Annotated in this window: 19 protein-coding genes; 12 read left to right on the top strand and 7 right to left on the bottom strand. The window is 67.6% G+C overall.

From position 1 onward, the window contains the following. Positions 1-4 precede the first annotated feature (4 nt). From SY26_RS16245 to SY26_RS16265, 5 genes are all read left to right on the top strand, one after another. The gene (locus SY26_RS16245) at positions 5-1693 is read left to right on the top strand and encodes an ATP-binding protein (protein ID WP_084693898.1); all 1689 of its coding nucleotides are present in this window, start codon (positions 5-7) and stop codon (positions 1691-1693) included. Positions 1694-1716: 23 nt separating this feature from the next. Continuing rightward, entirely contained in the window at positions 1717-3042 is a 1326-nt protein-coding gene (locus SY26_RS16250) for a sigma-54 dependent transcriptional regulator (RefSeq protein WP_045981437.1), read from the top strand. A 403-nt stretch (positions 3043-3445) separates the two neighbouring features. Then, positions 3446-4648: an O-succinylhomoserine sulfhydrylase gene (metZ, locus tag SY26_RS16255; protein ID WP_046001359.1), complete on the top strand. Its 1203-nt coding sequence runs from the start codon at positions 3446-3448 to the stop codon at positions 4646-4648. Between the two features lie 96 nt (positions 4649-4744). Then, positions 4745-5707, top strand: coding sequence for a GTP cyclohydrolase FolE2 (gene folE2, locus SY26_RS16260; protein ID WP_046001360.1), 963 nt, complete (start codon positions 4745-4747; stop codon positions 5705-5707). Between the two features lie 137 nt (positions 5708-5844). Then, entirely contained in the window at positions 5845-8211 is a 2367-nt protein-coding gene (locus SY26_RS16265) for a UvrD-helicase domain-containing protein (RefSeq protein ID WP_046001469.1), read from the top strand. On the opposite strand, the gene SY26_RS16270 is transcribed toward SY26_RS16265, so the two are convergent. Both SY26_RS16270 and SY26_RS16275 read right to left on the bottom strand, forming a co-directional pair. Then, positions 8175-8993: an EcsC family protein gene (locus SY26_RS16270; protein WP_157020510.1), complete on the bottom strand. Its 819-nt coding sequence runs from the start codon at positions 8991-8993 to the stop codon at positions 8175-8177. The genes SY26_RS16265 and SY26_RS16270 overlap by 37 nt on opposite strands. Positions 8994-9001: 8 nt before the next feature. Then, positions 9002-9934 carry a cation diffusion facilitator family transporter gene (locus SY26_RS16275; RefSeq protein WP_046001361.1) on the bottom strand — a complete coding sequence of 311 codons (933 nt, stop codon included), beginning with the start codon at positions 9932-9934 and terminating at the stop codon, positions 9002-9004. A gap of 105 nt (positions 9935-10039) precedes the next feature. Between SY26_RS16275 and SY26_RS16280 the strand changes: the two genes are divergently transcribed. Genes SY26_RS16280 through SY26_RS16295 form a run of 4 tightly spaced genes read left to right on the top strand, consistent with a single transcriptional unit; the run spans position 10040 to position 14190 of the window. Continuing rightward, positions 10040-10348, top strand: a complete 309-nt coding sequence (locus SY26_RS16280) for a hypothetical protein (RefSeq protein WP_052714614.1) — start codon at positions 10040-10042, stop codon at positions 10346-10348. Between the two features lie 8 nt (positions 10349-10356). Continuing rightward, entirely contained in the window at positions 10357-10914 is a 558-nt protein-coding gene (locus SY26_RS16285; RefSeq protein WP_046001470.1) for a DUF1523 family protein, read from the top strand. Next, on the top strand, positions 10911-11849 hold the full coding sequence (gene deoC / locus SY26_RS16290) for a deoxyribose-phosphate aldolase (RefSeq protein ID WP_046001362.1): 939 nt from the start codon (positions 10911-10913) through the stop codon (positions 11847-11849). Before SY26_RS16285 ends, deoC begins: the two co-directional genes overlap by 4 nt. Before the next feature lie 7 nt (positions 11850-11856). Then, on the top strand, positions 11857-14190 hold the full coding sequence (locus SY26_RS16295; protein WP_046001363.1) for an aldehyde dehydrogenase family protein: 2334 nt from the start codon (positions 11857-11859) through the stop codon (positions 14188-14190). Between the two features lie 36 nt (positions 14191-14226). Here the strand turns inward: SY26_RS16295 and SY26_RS16300 are convergent, their stop codons facing one another. The 3 genes from SY26_RS16300 to SY26_RS16310 form a co-directional block, all read right to left on the bottom strand. Next, on the bottom strand, positions 14227-15207 hold the full coding sequence (locus SY26_RS16300; RefSeq protein ID WP_045981443.1) for an ABC transporter permease: 981 nt from the start codon (positions 15205-15207) through the stop codon (positions 14227-14229). Next, on the bottom strand, positions 15200-16207 hold the full coding sequence (locus tag SY26_RS16305) for an ABC transporter permease (protein ID WP_045981444.1): 1008 nt from the start codon (positions 16205-16207) through the stop codon (positions 15200-15202). Before SY26_RS16305 ends, SY26_RS16300 begins: the two co-directional genes overlap by 8 nt. Before the next feature lie 116 nt (positions 16208-16323). Further along, positions 16324-18027, bottom strand: coding sequence for a peptide ABC transporter substrate-binding protein (locus SY26_RS16310; RefSeq protein WP_046001364.1), 1704 nt, complete (start codon positions 18025-18027; stop codon positions 16324-16326). Between the two features lie 248 nt (positions 18028-18275). On the opposite strand from SY26_RS16310, the gene SY26_RS16315 reads away from it, so the two are divergent. From SY26_RS16315 to purU, 3 genes are all read left to right on the top strand, one after another. Further along, on the top strand, positions 18276-20108 hold the full coding sequence (locus tag SY26_RS16315; protein WP_046001365.1) for an ABC transporter ATP-binding protein: 1833 nt from the start codon (positions 18276-18278) through the stop codon (positions 20106-20108). 90 nt (positions 20109-20198) lie between these two features. Beyond that, positions 20199-21365, top strand: a complete 1167-nt coding sequence (locus SY26_RS16320; protein WP_045981468.1) for a M20 aminoacylase family protein — start codon at positions 20199-20201, stop codon at positions 21363-21365. A gap of 116 nt (positions 21366-21481) precedes the next feature. Further along, the gene (gene purU / locus SY26_RS16325) at positions 21482-22366 is read left to right on the top strand and encodes a formyltetrahydrofolate deformylase (RefSeq protein WP_046001366.1); all 885 of its coding nucleotides are present in this window, start codon (positions 21482-21484) and stop codon (positions 22364-22366) included. On the opposite strand, the gene SY26_RS20050 is transcribed toward purU, so the two are convergent. Continuing rightward, positions 22363-23469, bottom strand: a complete 1107-nt coding sequence (locus tag SY26_RS20050) for a VWA domain-containing protein (RefSeq protein ID WP_052715333.1) — start codon at positions 23467-23469, stop codon at positions 22363-22365. The genes purU and SY26_RS20050 overlap by 4 nt on opposite strands. A 149-nt stretch (positions 23470-23618) precedes the next feature. Next, positions 23619-24695 carry a BMP family ABC transporter substrate-binding protein gene (locus tag SY26_RS16335; RefSeq protein ID WP_046001367.1) on the bottom strand — a complete coding sequence of 359 codons (1077 nt, stop codon included), beginning with the start codon at positions 24693-24695 and terminating at the stop codon, positions 23619-23621. Positions 24696-24715 lie beyond the last annotated feature (20 nt).

The following is a 24715-nucleotide window of genomic DNA, read 5'->3' on the forward strand; positions in this document are numbered from 1 at the left end:
CTGCATGGCGGCGCTGGGCACGATCTGGGTCACCAACGCATGGCTGACCGATCGCTTCTCCGAGAACACGCGCGTGCGGTCCGAACTGCGTCTGGCGCTGTATTCGGGCAACCTGATGTCGGAACTGCAGCGCAATTCGGTCGTGCCCTTGCTGCTGGCGCGTGACCCGGCGCTGATCGGGGCGCTGAACGGCAACGATTTTTCCACCACCTCGGCGCGGCTGATGACCGCGCAGAAGGAGATCGGCGCGGCCTCGATCCGCCTGCTGGACGCATCGGGGCGGGTCGTGGGGGCCACGGACCGCTATCAGATCGGCACGAACAGCGTCGCGGCCCCGCAATATGTCGAGGCGCTGCGGTCGCGCGACACGGTCTTCACCGTGTCCGAACTGGCATCGGGCGCCCATGAATTCGCCTATTCCCGCGCCGTGGTGTCCGAGGGGCGGACGCTGGGCGTGATCGTCGTGGGGGCCGACCTGACCCGGCTGGAACGGTCCTGGGCGGGCATTTCCGATGCCGTGGCCGTCACCGACAGCGAGGGTGTGATCATCCTGTCGACCGAGCCGCGCTGGCGCGGCCTGACCGTCGCCGAGGCGCAGGCGGTTCGCGATGCGCCCTCTGCGATCCGGCGGGCGTTCCAGGTGACGGCGGACTGGACCTCCAGCCCCGCCGACGCCTATGTCCAGGGCCGCGCGGTGATGCAGTCCGAGGCGCGGGTGCCGTTCCGCGGCTGGCGGATGATCAGCTTCACCGCTTATTCGTCCGTGCGCGAACGGGTCAACGCCATCCTGGCGCTGCAGATCATGGGTTTCGCCATCCTGCTGGCGGGGGCGTTCTGGATGCTGTCGCGGCGCGCGCGCATCCAGAGCCAGGCCTATATGCGCGAATCAGCCGACCTGCGCGCCCTGAACGCCCGCCTGACCCGAGAGATCGCGGAACGCGAGCGCGTGCAGAAGGAGCTGCGCGTGGCCGAGCAGACCATGCAGCAATCCTCCAAGCTGGCCGCCTTGGGAGAGATGTCGGCCGGCGTCAGCCACGAGCTGAACCAGCCCTTGGCCGCGATGAAGACCTATCTGGCGGGGGCGCGGCTGCTGCTGCAGCGCGGCCGCCCCGAGGAGGCGCTGTCCAGTTTCCAGCGCATCGACGACCTGATCGACCGGATGGGTGCGATCACCCGGCAGCTGAAGTCCTATGCCCGCAAGGGCGGCGAGGCGGTCGAGCCGGTCGATCTGCGCGCCGCGGTCAGCAGCGCGCTGACCATGATGGAGCCCCAGCTGCGCACCCGGCCCATCCGCATCATCCGCATCGTGCCGCGCGAGCGGGTGATGGTCATGGCCGACCGCATCCGGCTGGAACAGGTGCTGATCAACCTGCTGCGCAACGCGGTCGACGCGGTCAAGGGCCGCCCCGACGCTGCGATCGAGATCACGGTCGAGGCCGCGGCTCACGCCTATGTGTCCGTCCGCGATAACGGGCCGGGTGTCTCGGACCTGGAAAAGCTGTTTGAACCCTTCTGGACCACCAAGAAGCCCGGAGAGGGGACCGGGCTGGGGCTGGCGATCTCGTCCACGATCGTCGCCGATTTCGGGGGTCGCCTGACCGCCCATAACGAAAACACCGGCGGAGCGGTGTTCCGGGTCGAGCTGCCGCTGCACCGCCCCGGACAACCCCGTCAGGCCCTGGCGGCCGAATGACGCAACACGAGAGGATGACAAGAATGTCCCGCAAGCTGAAGATCGCCATCGTGGATGACGAACCCGACATGCGCGAATCGATCAGCCAGTGGCTGGTCCTGTCGGGCTTCGAGACCGAGACCTTTGCCAGCGCCGAGGACGCGCTGAAGGTCATCGGGTCCGACTGGCCCGGCATCGTCGTCAGCGACATCCGCATGCCCGGCATGGACGGCATGGCCTTTCTGAAACGCCTGATGGGCCTGGATTCGAACCTGCCCGTCATCATGATCACCGGCCATGGCGACGTGCCCATGGCGGTCGAGGCGATGCGCCTTGGCGCGATGGATTTCATGGAGAAGCCCTTCAACCCCGACCGCATGACCCAGCTGGCCAAGAAGGCCACACAGGCCCGGCGCATGACCCTGGACAACCGCGCCCTGCGCCGCGACCTGTCCGAAGGCCAGCAGGTCATGTCCAAGCTGATCGGCGCCAGCCCGGTGATGGAGCGCCTGCGCGAGGACATCCTGGACCTGGGCCAGGCCGACGGCCACGTGCTGATCGACGGCGAGACCGGCACCGGCAAGACGCTGGTGGCGCATGCCCTGCACGCGGTCGGGCCACGCGCGTCCAAGAAGTTCGTGCCGGTCAGCTGCGCGGCCTATAACGACGAGGCCCTGGCGTCGCGCCTGTTCGGACCCATCGAGGACGGGCTGCCCGCCGTCGAGGAGGCCCGCGCCGGCACGCTGTGCCTGGAGGATGTCGAGGCCCTGTCCGAGGCACTGCAGGCCCGCCTGCTGGCGTTCATCAGCGAGCAAGGCACACCTGCTGAGACGCGCATCATCGCCATCAGCAACGCCCGTGGCGAGGGCCGCAAGGCCGAGGATTCGCTGCGCCCCGACCTGTTCTATCGCTTGTCGGCGCTGAAGATCACCCTGCCGCCGCTGCGCGCGCGGGGCGAAGACATCCTGGCGCTGTTCACCCGCATGACCGAGCAGTTCAGCGAGGAATACGGCTGCGAGCCGCCTCAGGTCAGCGCGCAGGAGGCCGCGCAGCTGCTGCAGGCGCCCTGGCCGGGCAACATCCGCCAACTGATCAACGTGGCCGAACGAGCGGTCTTGCAGAACCGCCGCGGGTCGGGGTCGATCGCGTCGCTGCTGATGGCGGATGGCGAGGACAACCAGCAGGCTACCACCACCGAGGGCAAGCCGCTGAAGGAATATGTCGAAAGCTTCGAGAAGATGCTGATCGACAACACCATGCGCCGCCACAAGGGCAGCATTTCCGGGGTGATGGACGAACTGTGCCTGCCGCGCCGGACGCTGAACGAGAAGATGGCCAAGTACGGCCTGCAACGCGGCGACTATCTGTGAGGGACCATTGGGGGCGGCGCGACCTGCCGCCCCCAACTGTCCGGGTCCCGCCGTCCGAATAAACACGCGATGGTCACAGCAACACACTGGACCGCAGGAACCGTCTTCAGAAAACTTGTGACACGACCCCGCACCTGCGGGACACTGGTGAAAGCGGGGCGAAAGCCCCGTACCGGTTTTGGGTGAACATCACCCGACCGTGGTTCAACCATAGCTTGCGACCCGTCGGTTTCCAACTGTCCATTTGGACAGGAAGATCAAGCATCCCCCTGTAAACTAACCGTTTATCTGCATTTCCTGCAATTTGTCGGCTAGGCGACAGTTCGGCGCGCCCCGGGTTGCGGGACTTGCGAAAGATGCCTGTGGGGATTACGCCGCAGGGGACCACGGAAAGGCAGCCCGCATGAGCGTTTCGTCCGACGACAAGTTCACCCCCCGTACCCCCCATCCCCGGACCCAGGCCGTCCATCACGGCACCCGGCGCAGCCAGTATGGCGAGATGGCCGAGGCGATCTTCCTGACCCAGGGCTTCGTCTATCCCGACGCCGCCTCGGCCGAGGCGCGGTTCCAGGGCACCGGTCCGGACGAGTTCATCTATGCCCGTTACGGCAACCCCACCAGCCGCATGTTCGAGGACCGCATCGCCGCGCTGGAGGGGACCGAGGACGCCTTTGCCACCGCCAGCGGCATGGCCGCGGTCAACGGCGCGATGTTCGCGATGTGCAAGCCGGGCGATCACGTCGTCGCGGCGCGGGCGCTGTTCGGGTCCTGCCTGTACGTGCTGGACCTGCTGGTGCGGTTCGGGGTCAAGGTCAGTTATGTCGACGGCACCGATCTGGACCAATGGGCCGCGGCGATCACGCCCGGCACGCGGGCGGTGTTCTTCGAGAGCGTGTCGAACCCCACGCTGGAGGTGATCGACATCCGGGCCGTCGCGGACCTTGCCCATGCGGCGGGCGCGACGGTGGTGGTCGACAACGTGTTTGCGACGCCGGTCTTTTCCCGCGCGGTCGAGCAGGGGGCCGATGTGGTCGTCTATTCCGCGACCAAGCATATCGATGGCGGCGGGCGGGCGCTGGCCGGGGTGATCTGCGGCACGCGCCAGTTCGTGCGCGAGGTGGCCGAGCCCTATCTGAAGCATACCGGCGGTGCGATCAGCCCGTTCCATTCCTGGATCATGCTGAACGGGCTTCAGACCATGGACCTGCGCGTGCGCGCCCAGGCCGAGGCCGCCGCGGGCATCGCCGCCGCGCTGCATGGCCATCCGGCGCTGAGCCGCGTGATCTATCCGGGCCTGGCCGATCATCCGCAGCACGACCTAGCCATGCGGCAGATGGGATCGGGCGGCACGATGATCGCGATGGAACTGGCGGGCGGCAAGGAGGCGGCATTCGCCGCGCTGGATCGTCTGCGGATCATCGCGATCTCGAACAACCTGGGCGATGCGAAATCCATCGTGACCCATCCGGCCACCACCACCCATTCGCGCCTGACCGACGAGGACAAGGCGCGCCTTGGCATCACGCCGGGCCTGTTGCGCCTGTCGGTGGGGTTGGAGGACGCGCGTGACCTGACCGCCGATCTGATGGACGCGCTGCAGGGCTGAGCCGGGCTGCGTCATCGTGGCGTGGCGCATCTGCGGGGGCGGGCTGACATTTGTTGTGCCGCCCCCTATATCTGTGGCGATCACGCCGGAGGCACCATGACCGAGATCCGCCCCCTGACCCCCGCCTATCCCGCGCTGGCGCGCAGCTATGACGCGGAGTTCCGCGTCGACCCCGCCTACAAGGACAGCCTGCCGGACCTGCAGAACGGGCCTGCCAGCCTGATCGTGGGCGCGCGCACCGCGATCCAGCATGTGGGCATCTCGAACTTTCGGCTGCCGATCCGCTATCTGGTGCGCGACGGCGGAGAGATCACGCTGGAGACCAGCGTGACCGGCACCGTCAGTCTGGAGGCCGACCGCAAGGGCATCAACATGTCCCGGATCATGCGGTCGTTCTATGGCCATGCCGATCATGCGTTCAGCCTGTCGGTGCTGGAGGCGGCGCTGGACGATTACAAGACCGACCTGGACGCGCTGGATGCGCGGATCCAGATGCGGTTTTCGTACCCGGTGCGGGTGGACAGCCTGCGGTCGGGCCTGTCGGGCTGGCAGTATTATGACATCGCGCTGGAGGTGATCGACGTGGCCGGCGCGCGGTTGCGGGTCATGCATGTCGATTACGTCTATTCGTCGACCTGCCCCTGTTCGCTGGAACTGTCCGAGCATGCCCGACAGACGCGCGGGCGGCTGGCCACCCCGCATTCGCAGCGGTCGGTCGCGCGGATATCGCTGGTGATGGACGGCCCCGAGCGGATCTGGTTCGAGGATGTCATCGCGCTGTGCCGCGCCGCCGTGCCGACCGAGACGCAGGTCATGGTCAAGCGCGAGGACGAGCAGGCCTTTGCCGAACTGAACGCGGCGAACCCGATCTTTGTCGAGGATGCGGTGCGGGCCTTTGCGGGCCAGCTGATCGCCGATCCGCGGGTGGGCGATTTTCGTGTCGTGGCAAGCCACCAGGAATCGCTGCATTCGCATGATGCAGTCAGCCTGCTGACCAGCGGACCGACCTTTGCCCAGGCATCGCTGGACCCTGCGACCTTTGCGGGGTTGCGCGCCTGATCTGCGTCCCGCGGTGGCCGGGGGAGCTGCGCGCCCCCCGGACCCCCTGCTGATGGGGCGCACCATTTCCGCAAGGATGAGAACATAGGGCGAACGCCGGGCTTTCCTTGGCGCGCGGCGATGCCTATGTTGGCGGGATGGAGCATTTCGACGATTCCGATGATCTGGCGGCGGTGCCGCTGTCGCAGCGCGCGATGGCCGCGCGGCCCGCGCCGTATCTGGACGGGCTGAACGCCGCGCAGCGCGCCGCTGTCGAGGCGCTGGACGGGCCTGTCCTGATGCTGGCGGGGGCAGGCACCGGCAAGACGCGCGCGCTGACCACGCGAATCGCGCATCTGCTGATGCTGGGCAAGGCGCGGCCCGGGCAGTTGCTGGCCGTGACCTTCACCAACAAGGCCGCGCGCGAGATGAAGGACCGGATCGGCCGCCTGCTGGGCGATGCGGTCGAGGGGATGCCCTGGCTGGGCACCTTCCACAGCATCAGCGTCAAGATCCTGCGGCGGCATGCCGAGCTGATCGGGCACGGCAACCTGCACCTAAAGCCCAGCTTTACCATTCTGGACACGGACGACCAGATCCGGCTGCTGAAGCCGTTGATCGCGGCCGAGAACATCGACGAGAAGCGTTGGCCCGCACGGCAGCTGGCGCATCTGATCGACGGGTGGAAGAACCGCTGCATCACGCCCGGCAACCTGCCCCGGGGCGAGGGTGAGGCATTTGACGGGCATGGCGGCAAGCTGTACGCGGCCTATCAGGACCGGCTGCTGACGCTGAACGCGGTCGATTTCGGCGACCTGCTGATGCATTGCGTGACGCTGTTCCAGGCGCATCCAGACGTACTGCGCCAATGGCAGGACCGGTTCCGCTATATCCTGGTGGACGAGTATCAGGACACCAACGTCGCGCAGTACATGTGGCTGCGGCTGTTGGCGCAGGCGCATCGCAACATCTGCTGCGTGGGCGACGACGACCAGTCGATCTATGGCTGGCGCGGGGCCGAGGTGGGCAACATCCTGCGTTTCGAGAAGGACTTTCCGGGCGCCGAGGTGATCCGGCTGGAGCAGAATTACCGGTCCACCCCGCAGATCCTGGCGGCCGCGTCCGGCCTGATCGCGGCGAACCAGGGGCGGTTGGGCAAGACGCTGTGGACGGATGCCGAACCGGGCGAACCGGTACGCCTGATCGGGCATTGGGACAGCGAGGCCGAGGCCCGCTGGATCGGCGAGGAGATCGAGGCCTTTCAGGGCGGCCATCGACAGGCCTTGGGCCGCGTCAGCCTGAACGACATGGCGATCCTTGTGCGCGCGTCGCACCAGATGCGGGCGTTCGAAGACCGGTTCATGACCATTGGCCTGCCCTATCGGGTGATCGGCGGCCCGCGCTTTTATGAGCGGCAGGAGATCCGCGACGCGATGGCCTATTTCCGGCTGGTGGTGTCCCCGGACGATGACCTGGCCTTCGAGCGGATCGTGAACACGCCCAAGCGCGGCCTGGGCGACAAGGCGCTGCAGACGGTCCAGCATGCGGCGCGGCGGAACGGCGTGAACCTGCTGGAGGGTGCGCGCATCGTCGTGGAGGAGAAGCAGCTGGGCGGCAAGGGCCTGGCAAACCTGCGCGATTTCGTGGCGCTGATCGGGCGGTCGCACATGGCGGTGCGCGACGGGGTGGGCCATGTGGAGCTGGCCGAGCGAGTGCTGGACGAATCGGGCTATACCGCGATGTGGCAGAACGACAAGTCGCCCGACGCGCCGGGACGGCTGGACAACCTCAAGGAACTGGTCAAGGCACTGGAGGAATTCGAGAACCTTCAGGGCTTTCTGGAGCATGTGTCGTTGGTCATGGACCGCGACGACGGAGAGCAGGCCGAACAGGTCAGCATCATGACGCTGCACGGTGCCAAGGGGCTGGAGTTTCCGGTCGTCTTCCTGCCGGGCTGGGAAGACGGGTTGTTCCCCAACCAGCGCGCCATGGACGAGCAGGGCACCAAGGGTCTGGAGGAGGAGCGGCGGCTGGCCTATGTCGGCATCACCCGCGCCGAACGCTTGGCCACGATCACCTTTGCCGGAAACCGGCGCATGTACGGGCAATGGCAGTCCAGCCTGCCGTCACGGTTCATCGACGAACTGCCCCAGGAACATGTCGAGGTGCTGACCCCGCCGGGCCTGTACGGCGGCGGATATGGCGCGGCCATGGCGATGGCGGGCGGCACGCGGATGGACGAACGGGTGGCCAAGGCCGATGTCTATGCCTCTCCGGGATGGAAGCGGATGCAGGCGCGGGCAGCCGATCGCGGCCAGCCGGTGCATCGCACCCCCGTCACGATCAACGCGGCGCCCGCGTCGCGATTCACCGTGGGCGACCGCGTGACCCACGCCAAGTTCGGCGAGGGTCAGGTCATGGGTATCGCCGAGGACACGCTGACCGTCCAGTTCGAGGCCGGGTTCAAGAACATCAAGGCGGCCTATGTTCAGCCGGCGGGCGGGGGCGACGACGTCCCCTTCTGACGGCGGGACAGGCGGGGCTGTCCCGCGCGGGTCAGGGCCTGGGCATAGGCCGCGTCGACATCCGTGCCCGGATGGTTCTCTGCCAGCCGCAGCAGGCGGAAATGGATGTCTGCGACCCGCTCGTAGTAATCCAGGAAGGCATAGTTGATCGCGGCCCCCGTCGCCGCGCCCAGGACCGGAACGGCCTGCGCGCCCAGCTTGGTCGTCAGGCGGGTCGCGAACTGACCGGCAAAGCGGGTGATCAGCGTCGACACGGTCTGCCCGTTGGTCAGCAGGCGGTTCGCCAGGAACGATTGCGCGGCCGCGTCGCCCTCTTGTCCCGGCTCGCCGTACTGGAACACCGCCAGGCATTCCAGCCGCACCCGCGGATCGGTGGTGTCAAAGCCATGCTTGCGCGCGACCTTCTGGATGGAATTGAAGATGACCGTGGTCGAAGCCACCAGGTCCGGCACGATGCCCGCCAGCCCGAACCATCCGCCCGTGGCCCCCGACATCACCGCCGCCGCCCTGTTGGCGACCAGCGGCGCGTCCCGCACCACGCTGATCCCGTCACCGCGCGCAGACAGGTCGTACAGTTGGCGGAACGCACTTTCCATGACCTTTTCCAGCGACAGGGGCGACAGGCCCAGGACGGTGGTGGCCGCGCCTTCGGTCAGCCGGCCCACGGCCTCGACCCCGCGCATCAGCAGGCCGCGCCCGGCCAGCTGGCGGGCGGCCAGCCGGTCCAGTTCGGCCTGCAGGTCGGCGGTCGGGTCGGTCAGCGCGGTCGAGGTCATGGTCATGCTCCTGGTCAGTCGGCCCATTCCGGGTCGGTGGTAAACGCGATTGTCAGCCAACGGTTCGTAATGTCGCCGCCGATGGCCTTGCCGATCTGGTCGCGGATGGCGTCCCATTCCTCCAGCGGGCTGGGGGGCTGGCCCTGGGGGACGATGAAGTACAGCTCGATCTGGCGGCCGCGTCCGACACGGGCGACATAGGCGCGGTGGTCCAGAAAGCCGTGTCGGGCCACCACGTCGCGGGCCACGGCGTCGATCTCGGCCAGCATGTCGGACGGCGTGATCAGCAGGATGTCGGCCAGCGCCCTGCGGATGGTCGGCACCGGCAGCGGGATCACGATCACGCAGACCAGCGCCAGCACGGCCGGATCGACATAGGGCGACAGGGGGGCCAGCGCCGTTCCCTGGATCGCCCAGCCAAAGACGAAGGCCGCCAGCAGCGCCCCTGTCAGCGCGGCCGAGATGGTCCAGCCCTGCACGTCCAGCGCCACGAAGTTCGACCGGATCGAACGGTTGGCGTGACGGTTGTGGATCGCCATGCTGATGGCGACGACCAGCACCACCGTGGCATAGAGGATGGCCCGCCCGAACTGCAGCGGGTGGCCGCCGGTCAGCAGGCTGCCCACCGCCGTCACCAGCGCATAGACCGCGGCCCCCGACAGCAGGATGCCGTTCAGGCCCAGGACCATCGGCTCCAGGTGCCAGAAGCCCATCGTGAACCGCTGGACCAGCCGGGCCTGGCGGCGTTCCGACAGGCGTCGGGTAATCAGCGACGACACCAGCAGCGCGACCGACGTCATCACCGCATCCGTCAGCGAATAGATGCCGTCAAAGATGATCGACGCCGACCCCGACGCCACGCCGAAACCGATCCCCACCGCCGCCACGACGAAGGTCATGGCGATCGACAGGCGCAGGACGGCTTGTTCGGACATCGGGCGGGTCATGGGGGTCCTTTCGGCCGCCGAACGCCGCACGCGTTCAAAGGGTTGCACGCTGCGCCGCCGTGACGCGACGCGACATCTGGCCCCTGCCGCGCGGGGCGTGCTAACGTGGTCGCCAATGATGACGGGGGCTTTGCGGTGGCGGTGATCCGGCTGTGGCTGTTCGTGCTGGCGGCGCAGGTGGTGTTCTATGTGCTGCTGCGCATGCATATCCGGTCCGGACAGGTCGAACGGCTTGAGAACCGGTGGGATGCCCGCCATCCCGACCAGGCGGGGAACACCGCCGCACGGCGCGCGTTCATCGCCAAGGCGATGGTCGGGTTCAACCGGACCCTGCGAGCGCGGCTGGCCGGCCTGGTCTTCGTGCTGCCCACGCTGGCCGTCGTGGTCATCGTCATCCTGGTCAACTGGCAATAGGAGCTGCCATGTATTATGTGCGCGTCGTCGCAGGCGTCCTGTTCGGCATCCTGGTCTTTGGCCTGCTGGATTACACCCTGCCGTCCCAGAACACGCTGCGGATCAGCAACACCTACAACCGCCTGACGGAGATCCCGCCCTCGGCCGCGATCTTCTGGGCCTCCGACAGCACCGGCACGGTCGAGAACGCCCAGGGCCAGCGCGACGTGCGCTTCATCGACGCGGTGCGGCCCGGCGGGCGCGTCTTCGTCTATCGCAACGAGGATACGGGCTGGGTCTGGCCGCCCTATTTCAAGTATGACAGCGCGAACCTGCAGGCCGAGGCCACGAACCTGCAATCCTCGGCGCGTGATCCGATCTGGGTCAGCGTGACCGCCTATGGCTGGCGTCTGCCGTGGATGTCGACCTATCCCAATGCGATTTCCATCAACACCGTGGCGGGCCCCGACGACCGCCCGACCAACTGGGCCGCGCTGATCGTCTGTGGCGTGCTGCTGGCCTTGCTGACGCTGGTCTGGCGCATGTGGGCGCAGTTCCGTCAGCGCAGCGCAAGGAGACCGGCATGACCAACCCCGGAACCGACCTGCACCCCGACTGGTTCGAGGGCATCCGCATCAACACCCCGGCGGTCGAACGCCGTGCCGCGACTTTACCCGCGCGCCGCAGTCTGAAGAAGGATCACCAGGCCGCGTGGCTTTTGAACGCGGTGCGCTGCATCGACCTGACCACGCTGGCGGGCGACGACACGCCCGACCGCGTAGCGCGGCTGTGCGCCAAGGCGCGCCAGCCGATCGCCGCCGATCTGCTGGAGGCCGTGGGCGTGACCGGGCTGACCACCGGCGCGGTCTGCGTCTATCCGACGATGGTCGCGCCCGCCAAGCGCGCCCTGGGCAACAGCGGCATTCCGGTGGCCAGCGTGGCGACTGGCTTTCCCGCAGGCCTGATGCCCCTGGACCTGCGCCTGGCCGAGATCCGCTATGCCGTCGATCAGGGCGCGGATGAGATCGACATCGTCATCACCCGCGCCCATGTGCTGCAGGGCAATTGGACCGCGCTTTACGATGAGTTGCGCGCCATGCGCGAGGCCTGCGGGGCCGCGCGGATGAAGGCGATCCTGGCCACCGGCGATCTGAAGTCGCTGGAGAATGTCGCCAAGGCCAGCCATGTGGCGATGCAGGCCGGGTCTGACTGGATCAAGACCTCGACCGGCAAGGAGGGCGTGAACGCGACCCTTCCGGTCAGCCTGGTCATGGTCCGCACGATCCGCGATTTCCATGCGCGCACCGGCATCAAGGTCGGCTTCAAGCCCGCGGGGGGCCTGCGTACCGCCAAGGACGCGATCAGCTGGCAGGTGCTGATGGCCGAGGAGCTGGGCCGCGACTGGCTGGCCCCGGACCTGTTCCGCATCGGCGCCTCCAGCCTGCTGGGCGATATCGAGCGCCAGATCAGCCACCATGTGACGGGCCGCTATGCCGCCGCCCACCGCCAAGCGATTGCCTGAGGATCCGATGACCAAAGTGAGCGAGATCATGCAGACGATGGAATACGGCCCCTCGACCGAGGACGCGTCCGCGGCCCGCGACTGGCTGGCCCGGCGCGGGGCGTTCGGGCATTTCATCAACGGCAGCTTCACCAAGCCGGGCGAGACCTTCGAGACCCGCGACCCCGCCACCGGCGAGGTCCTGGCCCGCGTGACGCAGGGAACGGCGGACGACGTCGCGACGGCGGTCAAGGCCGCGCGCCGCGCGCAGAAGGGCTGGGCGGCGCTGCCCGGCACCGAACGGGCGCGGCACCTCTATGCGCTGGCCCGGCATGTACAAAAGCGCGAGCGCTTTCTGTCGGTCCTTGAGACGCTGGACAACGGCAAGCCGATCCGCGAGGCGCGCGACATCGACGTGCCGCTGGTCGCGCGGCATTTCTATCACCATGCGGGCTGGGCGGAACTGCGCGACACGCGGTTCCCGGGCCACGCGCCGCTTGGCGTCTGCGGCCAGATCATCCCGTGGAACTTTCCGCTGCTGATGCTGGCCTGGAAGGTCGCGCCGGCGCTGGCCGCGGGCAACACGGTGGTGCTGAAGCCCGCCGAATACACCCCCCTGACCGCCTTGGCCTTTGCCGAGATCTGCCAGGAGGTCGGCCTGCCCGCGGGCGTCGTGAACATCGTCACCGGTGACGGCGCGACGGGCGCGGCCCTGGTCGCGGCCGAAGTCGACAAGATCGCCTTCACCGGCTCGACCGAGGTGGGGCGCGGCATCGCCACCGCCCTGGCCGGGACCGGGCGCAAGCTGACGTTGGAGCTGGGCGGCAAGTCGCCCTTCGTGGTGATGGAGGACGCCGATCTGGACGCCGCCGTCGAGGGCGTGGTGGACAGCATCTGGTTCAACCAGGGCCAGGTCTGCTGCGCGGGCTCGCGCATCCTGGTGGCGGAATCCGTGGCGGAGCGGTTCGAAACGCTGCTGTCGGCCCGCATGGCGCGGCTGCGCGTGGGCGCGCCCTTGGACAAGTCCACCGATATCGGCGCCATCGTCGATCCGGTGCAGAAGGACCGCATTCTGACGATCTGCCACGCCGCGACAGATGCCGGGGCGGAACTGGTCGGCGGTCAGGCGCAGGAGGGCTGCTTCATCGCGCCCGGCTATCTGAAGAACATCGCCCCCGCCAATCCCGGCATGGAGCAGGAGATCTTCGGCCCCATCGCCACGCTGTCGACCTTCCGCACCGCGGATGAGGCGGTCGAGCTGGCGAACAACACCCGCTATGGCTTGGCCGGATCGGTCTGGTCGGAAAGCGCGACGGTCGCCACGGACATCGCCGCGCGGATCAAGGCCGGTGTGATCTGGATCAACGGCGCCAACATGTTCGACGCCGCGGCCCCCTTCGGCGGCTATCGCGAAAGCGGTTACGGGCGCGAGGGCGGGGCCGCGGGGATGCGTGACTATCTGGCCGAGCCTGCGGTGAAACCAGGGCGTGAAGCTGCTTCGAAACCGGTCGTCGCGGTGACGGACGGGGCCGCGCCGCAGCAGGGCATCGACCGCACGGCCAAGCTCTATTACGGCGGCGCGCAGAAGCGGCCCGATGGCGGGGCGATGTACGCGGTGCCGGGCGGGCTGGCCCCCCTGGGCAGCCGCAAGGATATCCGGAACGCCGTCGAGGCTGCGACCAAGGCCGGGAAATGGGCGGCGGCGGGCGGTCACGCCCGTGCGCAGGTCCTCTATTACATCGCCGAGAACCTGTCGGCGCGGGCCGCGGAGTTCGCGGCCCGCACCAGCCGGGCCGAGGTCGATGCCGCCATCGCGCGCGCCTTCCACTATGCGGCCTGGGCCGACAAGTTCGACGGCGCGACCGTGCAGGCGAAGCCCGGCCATCTGGTCACCGTGATCCCCGAACCGATGGGCGTCATCGGCATCGCCTGCCCGAATGCACAGCCGCTGGCGGGGTTCCTGTCACTGGTGCTGCCCGCCATCGCCATGGGCAACGCGGTCGTGGCGATCCCCGCGCAGGACGATCCGCTGGCGGTGACGGACCTCTATCAGGTGTTCGACACGTCGGACCTGCCGGGCGGTGTCGTCAACATCGTGACCGGGATCACCGCCGATCTGGCCGTGCCCTTGGCCGCCCATGAGGAGGTCGCGGGCTTCTGGCACGCGGGACCCGCGGCAGGGCTGGCGGCGGTGGACCGGGCGGCGGCGGGGAACCTGAAGCCGGTCTGGGCCGTGCCCGCCCGCGACTGGACCGGCGTCCACGCGCAGGGCGAGGCGTTCCTGCACCATGCGACGCGGTTCAAGACGATCTGGCTGCCCTATGGCGCCCTGCCTGCGGGCAGCGGCAGCGCGGCCTATTGAAACGAAGAAGGGGGGCCGCTTGGCCCCCCTTTTCCGTCAGCGCCCCCGGATGCGGGGGTCCATGGCGTCGCGCAGCCCGTCGCCGATATAGTTCACGCACAGCACCGTCAGCGAGATCAGCAAGCCGGGGAAGATCACCCGCCAGGGATACAGCACCATCTGGTCCACGGCGTCGAACAGCAGCCGTCCCCAGGTCGGGAAGTCGGGCGGAAAGCCCAGGCCCAGGAAGGACAGCGCGCTTTCGGTAATGATCGCGGTGGCAATGCCCAGGGTCGCGGCCACCATGATCGGCGACAGCACGTTGGGCAGGATGTGGCGCGTGATCATGCGGTGCGATGGCGTGCCGATGGACCGCGCGGCCAGGATGAACTCGCGTTCCTTCAGGCCCAGCACCTCGCCGCGTACGATGCGGGCGGCCTGCATCCAGCTGGTCGCGCCGATGGCGGTCACGATCAGGAAGAAGATGCCAAGCGCCGGGCCGAAGGTCTGCGACAGCGGCTCGCGGAACAAGGTCACCATCAGCAGCAGCAAGGGCAGCAGCGGCAGCGCCAGGAACAGCTCTGTCAGGCGCATCAGCGGCGCGTCCAGCCGGCGGAAGTAGCCCGACATCACGCCGATCAGGCTGCCCAGGAAGATCGCGATGATCATCGCGGTCAGGCCGACGGCGATGGACACCTGGCCGCCCGCCATCAGGCGCGCCAGCAGGTCGCGGCCCAGCTGGTCGGTGCCCAGGGGATGGGCCGCGGAAAAGCCCGAGTTGCGGGCGCGGATGTCCACATAGGTCGGGTCGATCGTCCAGATCAGCGGTCCGACGGACACGAACAGGATGATCGCCACGAACAGCACCAGCGCCACCATCGCGCCGCGGTGGCTGCGGAACTGGCGCCAGACGTCGGACCACTGGCTGCGGGTCTCGACCGCGCCCTGGGGGGGCACGACCGGGGGGCTGGCGGCGGCGGGGACGGCGGCGTTGCCTGCGGCGGCGCGCAGGTCGTCGGGGGATTTGGGGTCAGTCATAGCGGATCCTCGGGTCCAGCACCCCATAGAGGATGTCTGCGATCAGGGTGAAGACGACGATCAGGATGGCAAAGATGAAGGTCAGCGTCAGGACCATCGGGATGTCGTTGCCGTGGATCGAGGTGATCAGCAGCTGTCCCAGCCCGTTCACCTTGAACACCTGTTCGGTGATGATGGCGCCGCCGAACACCGCCGGCAGGCCAAGCGCGATCACGGTCACGACCGGGATCAGGCTGTTGCGCAAGACGTGCTTCAACACGACGACGCGCTCGGACAGGCCCTTGGCGCGGGCGGTGCGGACATAGTCCTGGCCCAGGTTGTCCAGCATGGACGAGCGCATGAAGCGGCTGATCTGCGCCGCGTTGTAAAGTGCCAGCACCGTCACGGGCATCACCATCTGGCGGGCCTGCTGCTTGAAGCTGGCCCAGTCGTCGACCTGCAGCGTGGTGTCATAGACCGACGGGAACCACTGCAGGTTCACCGCGAAGATGATGATCAGCACGACGCCGGTGAAGAAGGTGGGCATCGAGAACCCGATCATCGACACGAAGGTGCCGATCTGGTCGAACCAGCTGTACTGCTTGTAGGCCGAGATGATCCCGATGGGGATCGCGATCAGGATGCCCACCAGATAGGACATGCCGACCACGGTCAGGGTCTGCGGCACGCGCTGGGCGATCACGTCGAAGACGGGGCTGCGCGACTGGAAGCTGATGATGCGCTGGGCGCCGTCGCTGAAGTTCGTGCCGAACCACTGGTCGGTCCAGTACAGCGGCTCGACCCAGAAGAACTGCTTGAGCCACAGCAGGTAGCGGACTGGCCAGGGCTCGCCCAGGCCCAGGGCCGCACGCATGCGTTCGCGGACCTCCGGGGGCACGGTCAGGGGCACGTCGCCCAAGGGATCGCCGGGCGAGGCTTCCAGCAGCAGGAAGATCACCAGCGAGATGAACAGCAATGTCGGAATGGCCAGCAGCAGCCGGCGGATGGTGAAACTCAGCATGGTGCCTCGATCCGGTGGTTTCTGGGCATCTGTGTCCCCCCGTCACGGTCCCGCGCGCCCGCGGGCCCCTGAGAGAGGGGCGCCGCCCCGGCGCAGGGCCAGGGCGGCAGGATGCATTACTGTTCGACGCGGGTCCAGTCCGCGACGTTCCAGATCTCGCTGTCCCAGGCGTTCAGCTGCACGCCGCCAAGCGTGTTCGAATGCGCCGAGGCCGTGCCGCGATAGACCAGCGGGATGATCGCGTTGCTGTCCTTGGTCAGCATGTCGTTCATCGTCCGGCCCATGGCGGCGCGTTCGTCGGCATCGACGATGCCTTCGATCTCGTCGACCATGCGGTCGTATTCCGGGTCGCAGAAGCGGCTGATGTTCTCGCCCTGCCACTGGTTGGCGGGCGAGGGCGCCTTATCGCAGGTCCACTTGGACAGGTAGGGCGCCGGGTTGTTGCCGTCGAAGTTGTCGGCATACATCTCGACGTCGGCATAGAACTTCTGCAGCGTGTCGGGCGAGCCCGCATCCGAGCCGAAGAACACCGACGCGTCGACCGTCTTCAGTTCGGTCTGGACGCCGATTTCCGACCACCACTGCTTGATCAGCGCCTGGAAGTCCTGGCGGACCGCGTTGACCGAGGTCTGGAAGACCATGTTCAGCTGCACGCCGTCCTTCTCACGCACGCCGTTGCCGCCCATCGTCCAGCCTGCCTCGTCCAGCAGGGCGTTCGCACCGGCGATGTCCTGGGTCAGGCATTCGGTGTTGTCGGACGCCCAGGCCTCGGGGGCGGGGACATAGTTGCAGGTCGGCTGGCCCGACGTGCCATAGCCGATCTCGACCAGCAGGGCGCGGTCGATGGCCATGGACAGCGCCTTGCGCACCGCCGGGTCCGACAGGAACGGATGCGGATGCGCGGCGGTCGAACGCTCGCCCTCGGGCAGCGACGACGACGGGTCGGTCAGGTTGACGTGGATGCGTTCCACCAGTGTGCCGAAGGCGGCCGAGACCTTGCCGCGGCCCGCGGCCTCCATGCCGGCGATGACGTCTGGGGCCAGCTGGGTGTTCCAGGCATAGTCGAACTCGCCCGTCTCCATGACCGACCGCGCGGCGCCGGCCGCATCGCCGCCACCCTTGACCAGCACGGTCGCGAAGGCGGGCTTGGCCGCGTCGCGGTATTCCGGGTTCGCTTCCAGGCTGATCGTGTCGTTGGTCAGGAACTGGGTGACGCGGAACGGGCCGGTGCCGATCGGGCCAAAGTTCTGGTCGGTGCAGGTCGGCGCGTTCACGCCCTTGCAGGCCTCGAACTGGGCCTTCTGCAGGATCGGCGACTGCGATCCGACAAAGGCCGAGAACGGGTCGGCGCGCGGCGAATCGAAGGTGACCTTGACGGTCTGCGGATCGACCGCCTCGACCGCGGTGATGCCCTCGAACTTGGCCAGCTGCGCGCAGCCGCCCTCGGGGTCCATGCAGTATTCGGCGGTGAAGACGACGTCATCGGCGGTCAGCGGCGTGCCGTCCGACCATTTCACGTCGTCGCGCAGCTTCCAGGTGACCGAGGTCAGGTCCTCGGCGATGCCGCCGTTCTCCAGCGACGGGATCTCGGTCACCAGGCGCGCATAGATCTGGCCTTCGGTGTCGTAGCCCGCCAGCGGTTCCAGGACCAGGCTGCCGGCGATGACTTCCTTGGTGCCGCCCGACAGATAGGGGTGCATCAGGGTCGGGGCCTGCCACATGATGATGTTCAGCTGGCCGTCGCTGCCGCGTTCCGCGAAAGCGGCAGGGGCCATCGCCAGCGTGGCGGCGGCGCCCATCAGACCGGTTCTCAGTTTCATTACACTCTCCTGTTGGGTGTTGCGGCCCGCGGGGGGTTCCACGCCACCTTCAGCCATTCGGGGGCTGATCGTCTTGTCGCGTCCCCGATTGTCCGGGTGGTTGTTCGTGTTGTCATCGTCCCTGCGGAATGCGCGCATCATCAAACGAAGCCTCTGCGAAAGGCAAGACCCATCGCACATGCGTTTGGGCTTTGACTTTCCCCGGGCAATGGCTAGCCTGCTGGCTTGATCTTTCCCGGGGGCCCCAGATGCTTGACGACAAACCTCTTGTTTCCATTGAGAAACTGCGGGTCGAATTCGAAACCAACGATGGGGTCGTGGTCGGCGTCAAGGATGTCAGCTTCAACATCAAGCCGGGCGAATGCGTCTGCGTGGTGGGCGAATCCGGGTCGGGAAAATCGGTCAGCTCGCTGTCGCTGATGCGGCTGGTGGAATTCGGCGGGGGCACCATCGCGGGCGGCCAGCTGATGTTCGAACAGGATGACGGCAAGGTCGTCGACCTGGCCCGCCAGAACAGCGCCGCGATGCGCGACATCCGCGGCAACCAGATCGGCATGATCTTCCAGGAGCCGATGACCGCGCTGAACCCGGTCTTCACCGTCGGCGACCAGCTGGTCGAGGGGTTGATCACCCATCGCGGCCTGAAGAAGGCCGAGGCCCGCGCCCGCGCGCTGGAGATCCTGCGCCAGGTCCGCATTCCCGAACCCGAACGCCGGCTGGACCAGTATCCGCACGAACTGTCGGGCGGCATGCGCCAGCGCGTCGTGATCGCCATCGCCATGGCCTGCGAGCCTCGCCTGCTGATCTGCGACGAGCCCACGACAGCGCTGGACGTGACGATCCAGGCGGAGATCCTGGCGCTGATCGACCGGCTGAAGCGGGAAAAGCAGATTGCCGTCCTTTTCATCACCCATGACATGGCCGTGGTCGCCCAGATGGCCGACCGCGTGGTGGTCATGTATCGCGGCGAGAAGGTCGAGGAAGGCCCGGTCGAGCAGATCTTCGAGAATCCTCAGCGGGATTACACCAAGATGCTGCTGGCCGCCGTCCCGCGCCTGGGCGAGATGACCGGCAAGGCCGCCCCCGAACGCCTGCGCCTGATGAGCGACGGATCGACCGGCGCCCCCGAACCCATTGTCGTCGCCAACCCCACGCCGCTGCTGACGGTCAAGAACCTGACCACGCGGTTCAAGGTCAAGGGCGGCCTGCTGCGCCGCACCGTCGCGCGGGTGCACGCGGTCGAGGATGTCAGCTTTACCATCAACGCCGGCGAGACGCTGTCGCTGGTTGGCGAATCCGGCTGCGGAAAGTCCACCTGCGGGCGGTCGATCCTGCGCCTGGTCGAGCCCGAATCGGGCACGGTCGATCTGGGCGGCACCGACATCATCGGCCTGTCTGCGAACGCGCTGCGCAAGTCGCGCCGCGACATGCAGATGATCTTTCAGGACCCGTTCGCCAGCCTGGACCCGCACATGAAGCTCTACGACCAGGTCGCAGAGCCGATGGAGAACTATGGCATCGGCAGCAAGTCCGAACGCCAGGACCGCATCGCCGCCCTGTTCGACCGGGTGGAACTGCCGCGCAGCTTCATGCGGCGCTATCCGCACGAGATGTCGGGCGGCCAGCGCCAGCGCATCGCCATCGCCCGCGCCCTGGCGCTGAACCCCAAGCTGATCATCGCGGACGAGGCCGTGTCGGCGCTGGACGTGTCGGTCCAGGCGCAGGTGCTGAACCTGCTGATGGAGCTGCAGCAGGACCTGGGCATTTCGATGCTGTTCATCAGCCATGACATGGCCGTCGTCGAACGCGTCAGCCACCATGTGGGCGTGATGTATCTGGGCCGCATCGTCGAACTGGGCACCCGCCGGCAGGTCTTCGAGAACCCCCAGCACAGCTATACCCGCCAGCTGATGTCGGCGGTGCCCGTGGCCGACCCGCGCCAGAAGAAGATCACCGAGGATCTGAGCTTCAAGCCCATCCCGTCGCCCATGCACCCGGTCGATTACGTGGCCAGGCCGTCCGTCTACCGAGAGGTCGCGCCGGGGCACCGCGTGCTGGTCGATCCGGTCACCCACGGCTGATCGCTTTTCGGGCAGGGCGTGGCGGGGTGCCCCTGGCCCCTCTTGCAGATCGTGCAGGAAATCGCCACCCTGCGCCCGAAGGAGACAACCATGCCCGTCAAGAACCGCTTTGCCGAACTGCTGCCCGAAATCACCGCCTGGCGCCGCGATTTCCACGAACATCCCGAACTGCTGTACGACGTCCACCGCACAGCGGGCCGCGTGGCCGACCTGCTGCGCGAATTCGGCTGTGACGAAGTGACCGAGGGCGTGGGCCGCACGGGCGTCGTCGGCGTCATCAAGGGCCGGACCGACAGCAAGGGCCGCGTCGTGGGCCTGCGCGCCGACATGGACGCGCTGCCGATCATCGAGCAGACGGGCGTGGAATACGCGTCAAAGACGCCGGGCAAGATGCACGCCTGCGGCCATGACGGCCACACCGCCATGCTGCTGGGTGCGGCCAAGTATCTGGCCGAGACGCGCAATTTCGACGGCACCGCCATCGTGATCTTCCAGCCCGCGGAAGAAGGCGGTGCCGGGGGCGAGGCGATGGTGCTGGACGGTCTGGTCGACCGCTGGAAGATCGACGAGTTCTATGGCATGCACAACATGCCCGGCATGCCGGTGGGCCAGTTCTCGATCCGGCCCGGCGCGATGATGGCGGCGGCCGATCAGTTCGACATCACCGTGACAGGCAAGGGCGGCCATGCCGCAAAGCCCCATGAATGCATCGACACCACCCTGACCGCCGCCCAGATCGTCGTGGCGCTGCAGTCGGTCGTGGCGCGCAACATTGACCCGCTGAAGAACGCGGTGATCTCGGTCTGCGTGGTGTCGACGGATTCGACGGCGCATAACGTGATCCCGCAGGTCGTCCAGCTGAAGGGCACCGCCCGTAGCCTGGCCCCCGAGGTCCGCGACCAGTTGGAGGAGGGGATCAAGCGCGTCGCCACCAACATCGCCGCCGCGATGGGCGCGCGCGCCGATGTCGATTACCAGCGTGGCTATCCGGTCACGATGAACGACCCGCAGGCGACGGAATGGGCCGCCGACGTGGCGCGCGACATCTCGGGCGGGGTGAACATGGACATGCAGCCGATGATGGGCGGCGAGGATTTCAGCTACATGCTGAACGAACGTCCCGGCGCCTACATCTGGGTCGGCAACGGCGACACGGCGATGGTTCATCACCCGGCCTACAATTTCAACGACGACGCGATCCCGGCGGGCTCCAGCTGGTATGCGGGCATGGTCGAGGCGCGGCTGCCGGCGGCCTAATGCAGGCCGCCTGATGTCGCGGGCGGCCCCCCGCCGTCGCAAACGTGATTGCCCTTCGCGGGCAATGCGTTGAAATGCCGGTGGCGTTCGCGCCATCGGCAAAACGGGGACCCCATATGAAGACCTTCACCCTGCGCGTGACCTGCGCCTCGACCCGCGGCATCGTCGCGGCGATTTCCGGCGCGCTGGCAGATGCGGATTGCAACATCACCGACAGCGCCCAGTTCGACGATGTCGAGACGGGGCGGTTCTTCATGCGGGTCAGCTTCCGCTCCGAAGGGGCCGCGACGCTGGAGAGCCTGCGCGCGGCTTTCGCGCCCATCGCCACCCGCTTCGGCATGGAGGTCGAGATCACCGACGATGCCGTCAAGAAGAAGGTGATGATCATGGTCAGCCGGTTCGGGCACTGCCTGAACGACCTGCTGTACCGCTGGCGCATCGGTGCCCTGCCGATCGAGATCGTGGGCGTCGTGTCGAACCACCACGAATACCAGAAGGTCGTCGTGAACCACGACATCCCCTTCCACATGATCCGCGTCACGCCCGAGAACAAGGCCGAGGCCGAGGCCCGTCAGATGGAGATCATCGACCAGACCGGGGCCGAGCTGGTCGTGCTGGCGCGCTATATGCAGGTGCTGTCGGACCGGATGTGCCAGCAGATGTCGGGGCGGATCATCAACATCCACCACTCCTTCCTGCCCAGCTTCAAGGGCGCGAACCCCTACAAGCAGGCCTATGAGCGGGGCGTCAAGCTGATCGGCGCGACCAGCCATTACGTCACCGCCGACCTGGACGAGGGCCCGATCATCGAACAGGACACGGTCCGCGTGACCCATGCCCAGTCCCCCGGCGACTATGTCTCCCTGGGCCGCGACGTCGAGGCTCAGGTTCTGGCCCGCGCGGTCCATGCCCATATCCACGGCCGGGTCTTCCTGAACGCGGCCAAGACTGTCGTCTTCCCGCCGTCGCCCGGCAGCTATGCCAGCGAGCGGATGGGTTAACGCACCGTCTCGAACTCGGCCGCGTCGGCGTCGCGCTGATCCTGGACGGCCTGGTTTGCGCCGTCGCGCGCGGCCTCCAGCGTGCTGCGGATTTCTGCCGCGCGGGCGTCATGGGCGTCATGCGCGGCTGTCAGCGCGGCGCGCAGCGCGGCCTGCTGGTCGGGGGTCAGATCCTGGTCGCGTGACCAGGCACGCACCCGGTTGCTCTCGCGCAGCGAACGGCCACCGATGCAGTTGTCCAGCCGCAGCAGCGCACCTCCGGCGGCGTTGGAATTGCGCAGCTGGGTCATCGACGCCTGGTTGTTGGTTCTCAGCATCTCGAAGCTGTTGGCGTTCCAGCGACGCCTCTCCTCGATCTCGCGCGCCAGTTCGCTTTGCGTGGTGATGGGGGTGAACAGGCCGCCCCCGGCCTGGGCCACGGCCTCCAGCTGGGCGCGTTCGTCGGCGGGCAGGTCCAGGCCCAGGATGTTGACGACGGCGCGGATGTTGCCGTCATGCAGGGCGCGGGCCTGTTCCACGGGATCGCCGCCGCAGGTCTCCTCTCCGTCCGACACGACATAGACGACCTGTTCGCCCACTGCGTCTGACGGCGACAGCTGCGTCCCGGCGGCGGCCAGCGCATCGGCCAAGGGCGTCCAGCCCGCCGGTTCCAGCGCCTGCACCGCGGCCTTCAGCGCCGTGGTGTTGTCGGTGGCAGGCACCAGGGTCTCGACCCCCGCACAGCTGGCGGCGCGACCGGCATCATCGTTCGTGCCCCGATGGCCAAAGGCCACCAGGCTGGCGATCACGTCATCAGGCAGGTCGTCCAGCAGGGCTTCGACCGCCTGCCGTGCCGCCGCCATCTTGGTGTCGCTGCCAAGCGCACCCGCCATTGACCCGGATGCGTCGAAGGCCACCACCAGCCGCCGCAGGGGCACCGGGGCGTCCGTCGCACCCCGGAAATCGGCATCGCGCTGGTCGTCGCGCATCTGTGGCATGTCGGTGAAGCAGGCGTCGATATCCTCGCCCCGGTCCCGCAGGAAGCGCGCCAGCAGCGCGTCGGCGTCCTGCGCCAGGGCAGGGGCGGTGGACAGCAGCAGGGCGGTCAGGGCAAGCAGGCGCATCAGGCGGCCTCCGGTATCGGTCGCGCACAGTATCGCCGGGGTCGCGGCCGGATGTCATCATCGCGGCCGGGCCTGCGCGGGATGTCGCCGGAACGACGAACGCCCCGGCCGTTTCGGACCGGGGCGCGCAGGGTGTGGGTCAGGGCCGCTTACTGCGGGATCTGGGCGGTGATGCCCTCGACGTAGAAGTTCATCGACTGCAGGTCCGCGTCGCTGGCGGTCTCTCCCTCGGCCAGCCAGACGGTGCCGTCGGCCTTGTTCAGCGGCCCGGTGAAGGGGTGGTATTCGCCCGCGCCGATGGCGTCGCGCAGGGCCTCGGCCTCTGCCTTGACCTCGGCGGGGACGGCGTCGGTGATCTCTCCGATCACGACCTCTCCGTCACCGATGCCTGCCCAGCTGGACCCGCTTTCCCAGGTGCCATCCAGCACCGCGCCGACGCGCTTGATGTAGTAGGGCGACCATTCATCGATGATCGAGGCCACCCGCGGGCTGGGCTTGAACGCCGCCATGTCGCTGGCCTGACCGAATCCGATGGCGCCTGCCTGCTGGGCCTGGGCCAGGGGCGCGGTCGAATCGGTGTGCTGCAGGATCACGTCCACGCCCTCGGCCAACAGCGCCGACGCGGCCTCGGCCTCCTTGGCGGGGTCGAACCAGCTGTAGGCCCAGACGACGCGCATCTCCACGTCCGGGTTCACCTTGCGGGCATGGATGAAGCTGGAGTTGATGCCCTGGATCACCTCGGGGATCGGGAAGGACCCGATATAGCCGATCTTGTTCGATTCCGTCATGCGGCCCGCGATGGTGCCGATGACCGCCCGACCCTCGTAGAAGCGCGCGTCATAGGTCGCGACGTTCTCGGCGGTCTTGTAGCCGGTGGCATGTTCGAACTTGATGTCGGGGAACTTGGCCGCGACGTTCATCACCGGGTCCATGAAGCCGAAGCTGGTCGCGAAGATCAGCTCGTTCCCGGCCAGGGCCAGCTGTGTCAGGGCGCGTTCGGCGTCGGCGCCTTCCGGCACGCTCTCGATGAAGGTGGTCTCGACGCGGTCGCCGAACTCGGCCTCGACGGCCTGGCGAGCCAGGTCGTGCTGATAGGTCCAGCCGCCGTCACCCACGGGGCCCACATAGATGAAGCCGACCTTCAGCGGCTCGTCCTGGGCCATGGCCGGGGCGGCCATCGCTGTCATCAGGGCGGCGGCCGTGGCCAGAAGATGTCTGCGGTTCATGGTATCCCTCTTGGTTGGTA

Origin of the sequence: Paracoccus sp. 228, from assembly GCF_000967825.1 — a bacterium.
Lineage (GTDB): Bacteria > Pseudomonadota > Alphaproteobacteria > Rhodobacterales > Rhodobacteraceae > Paracoccus > Paracoccus marcusii.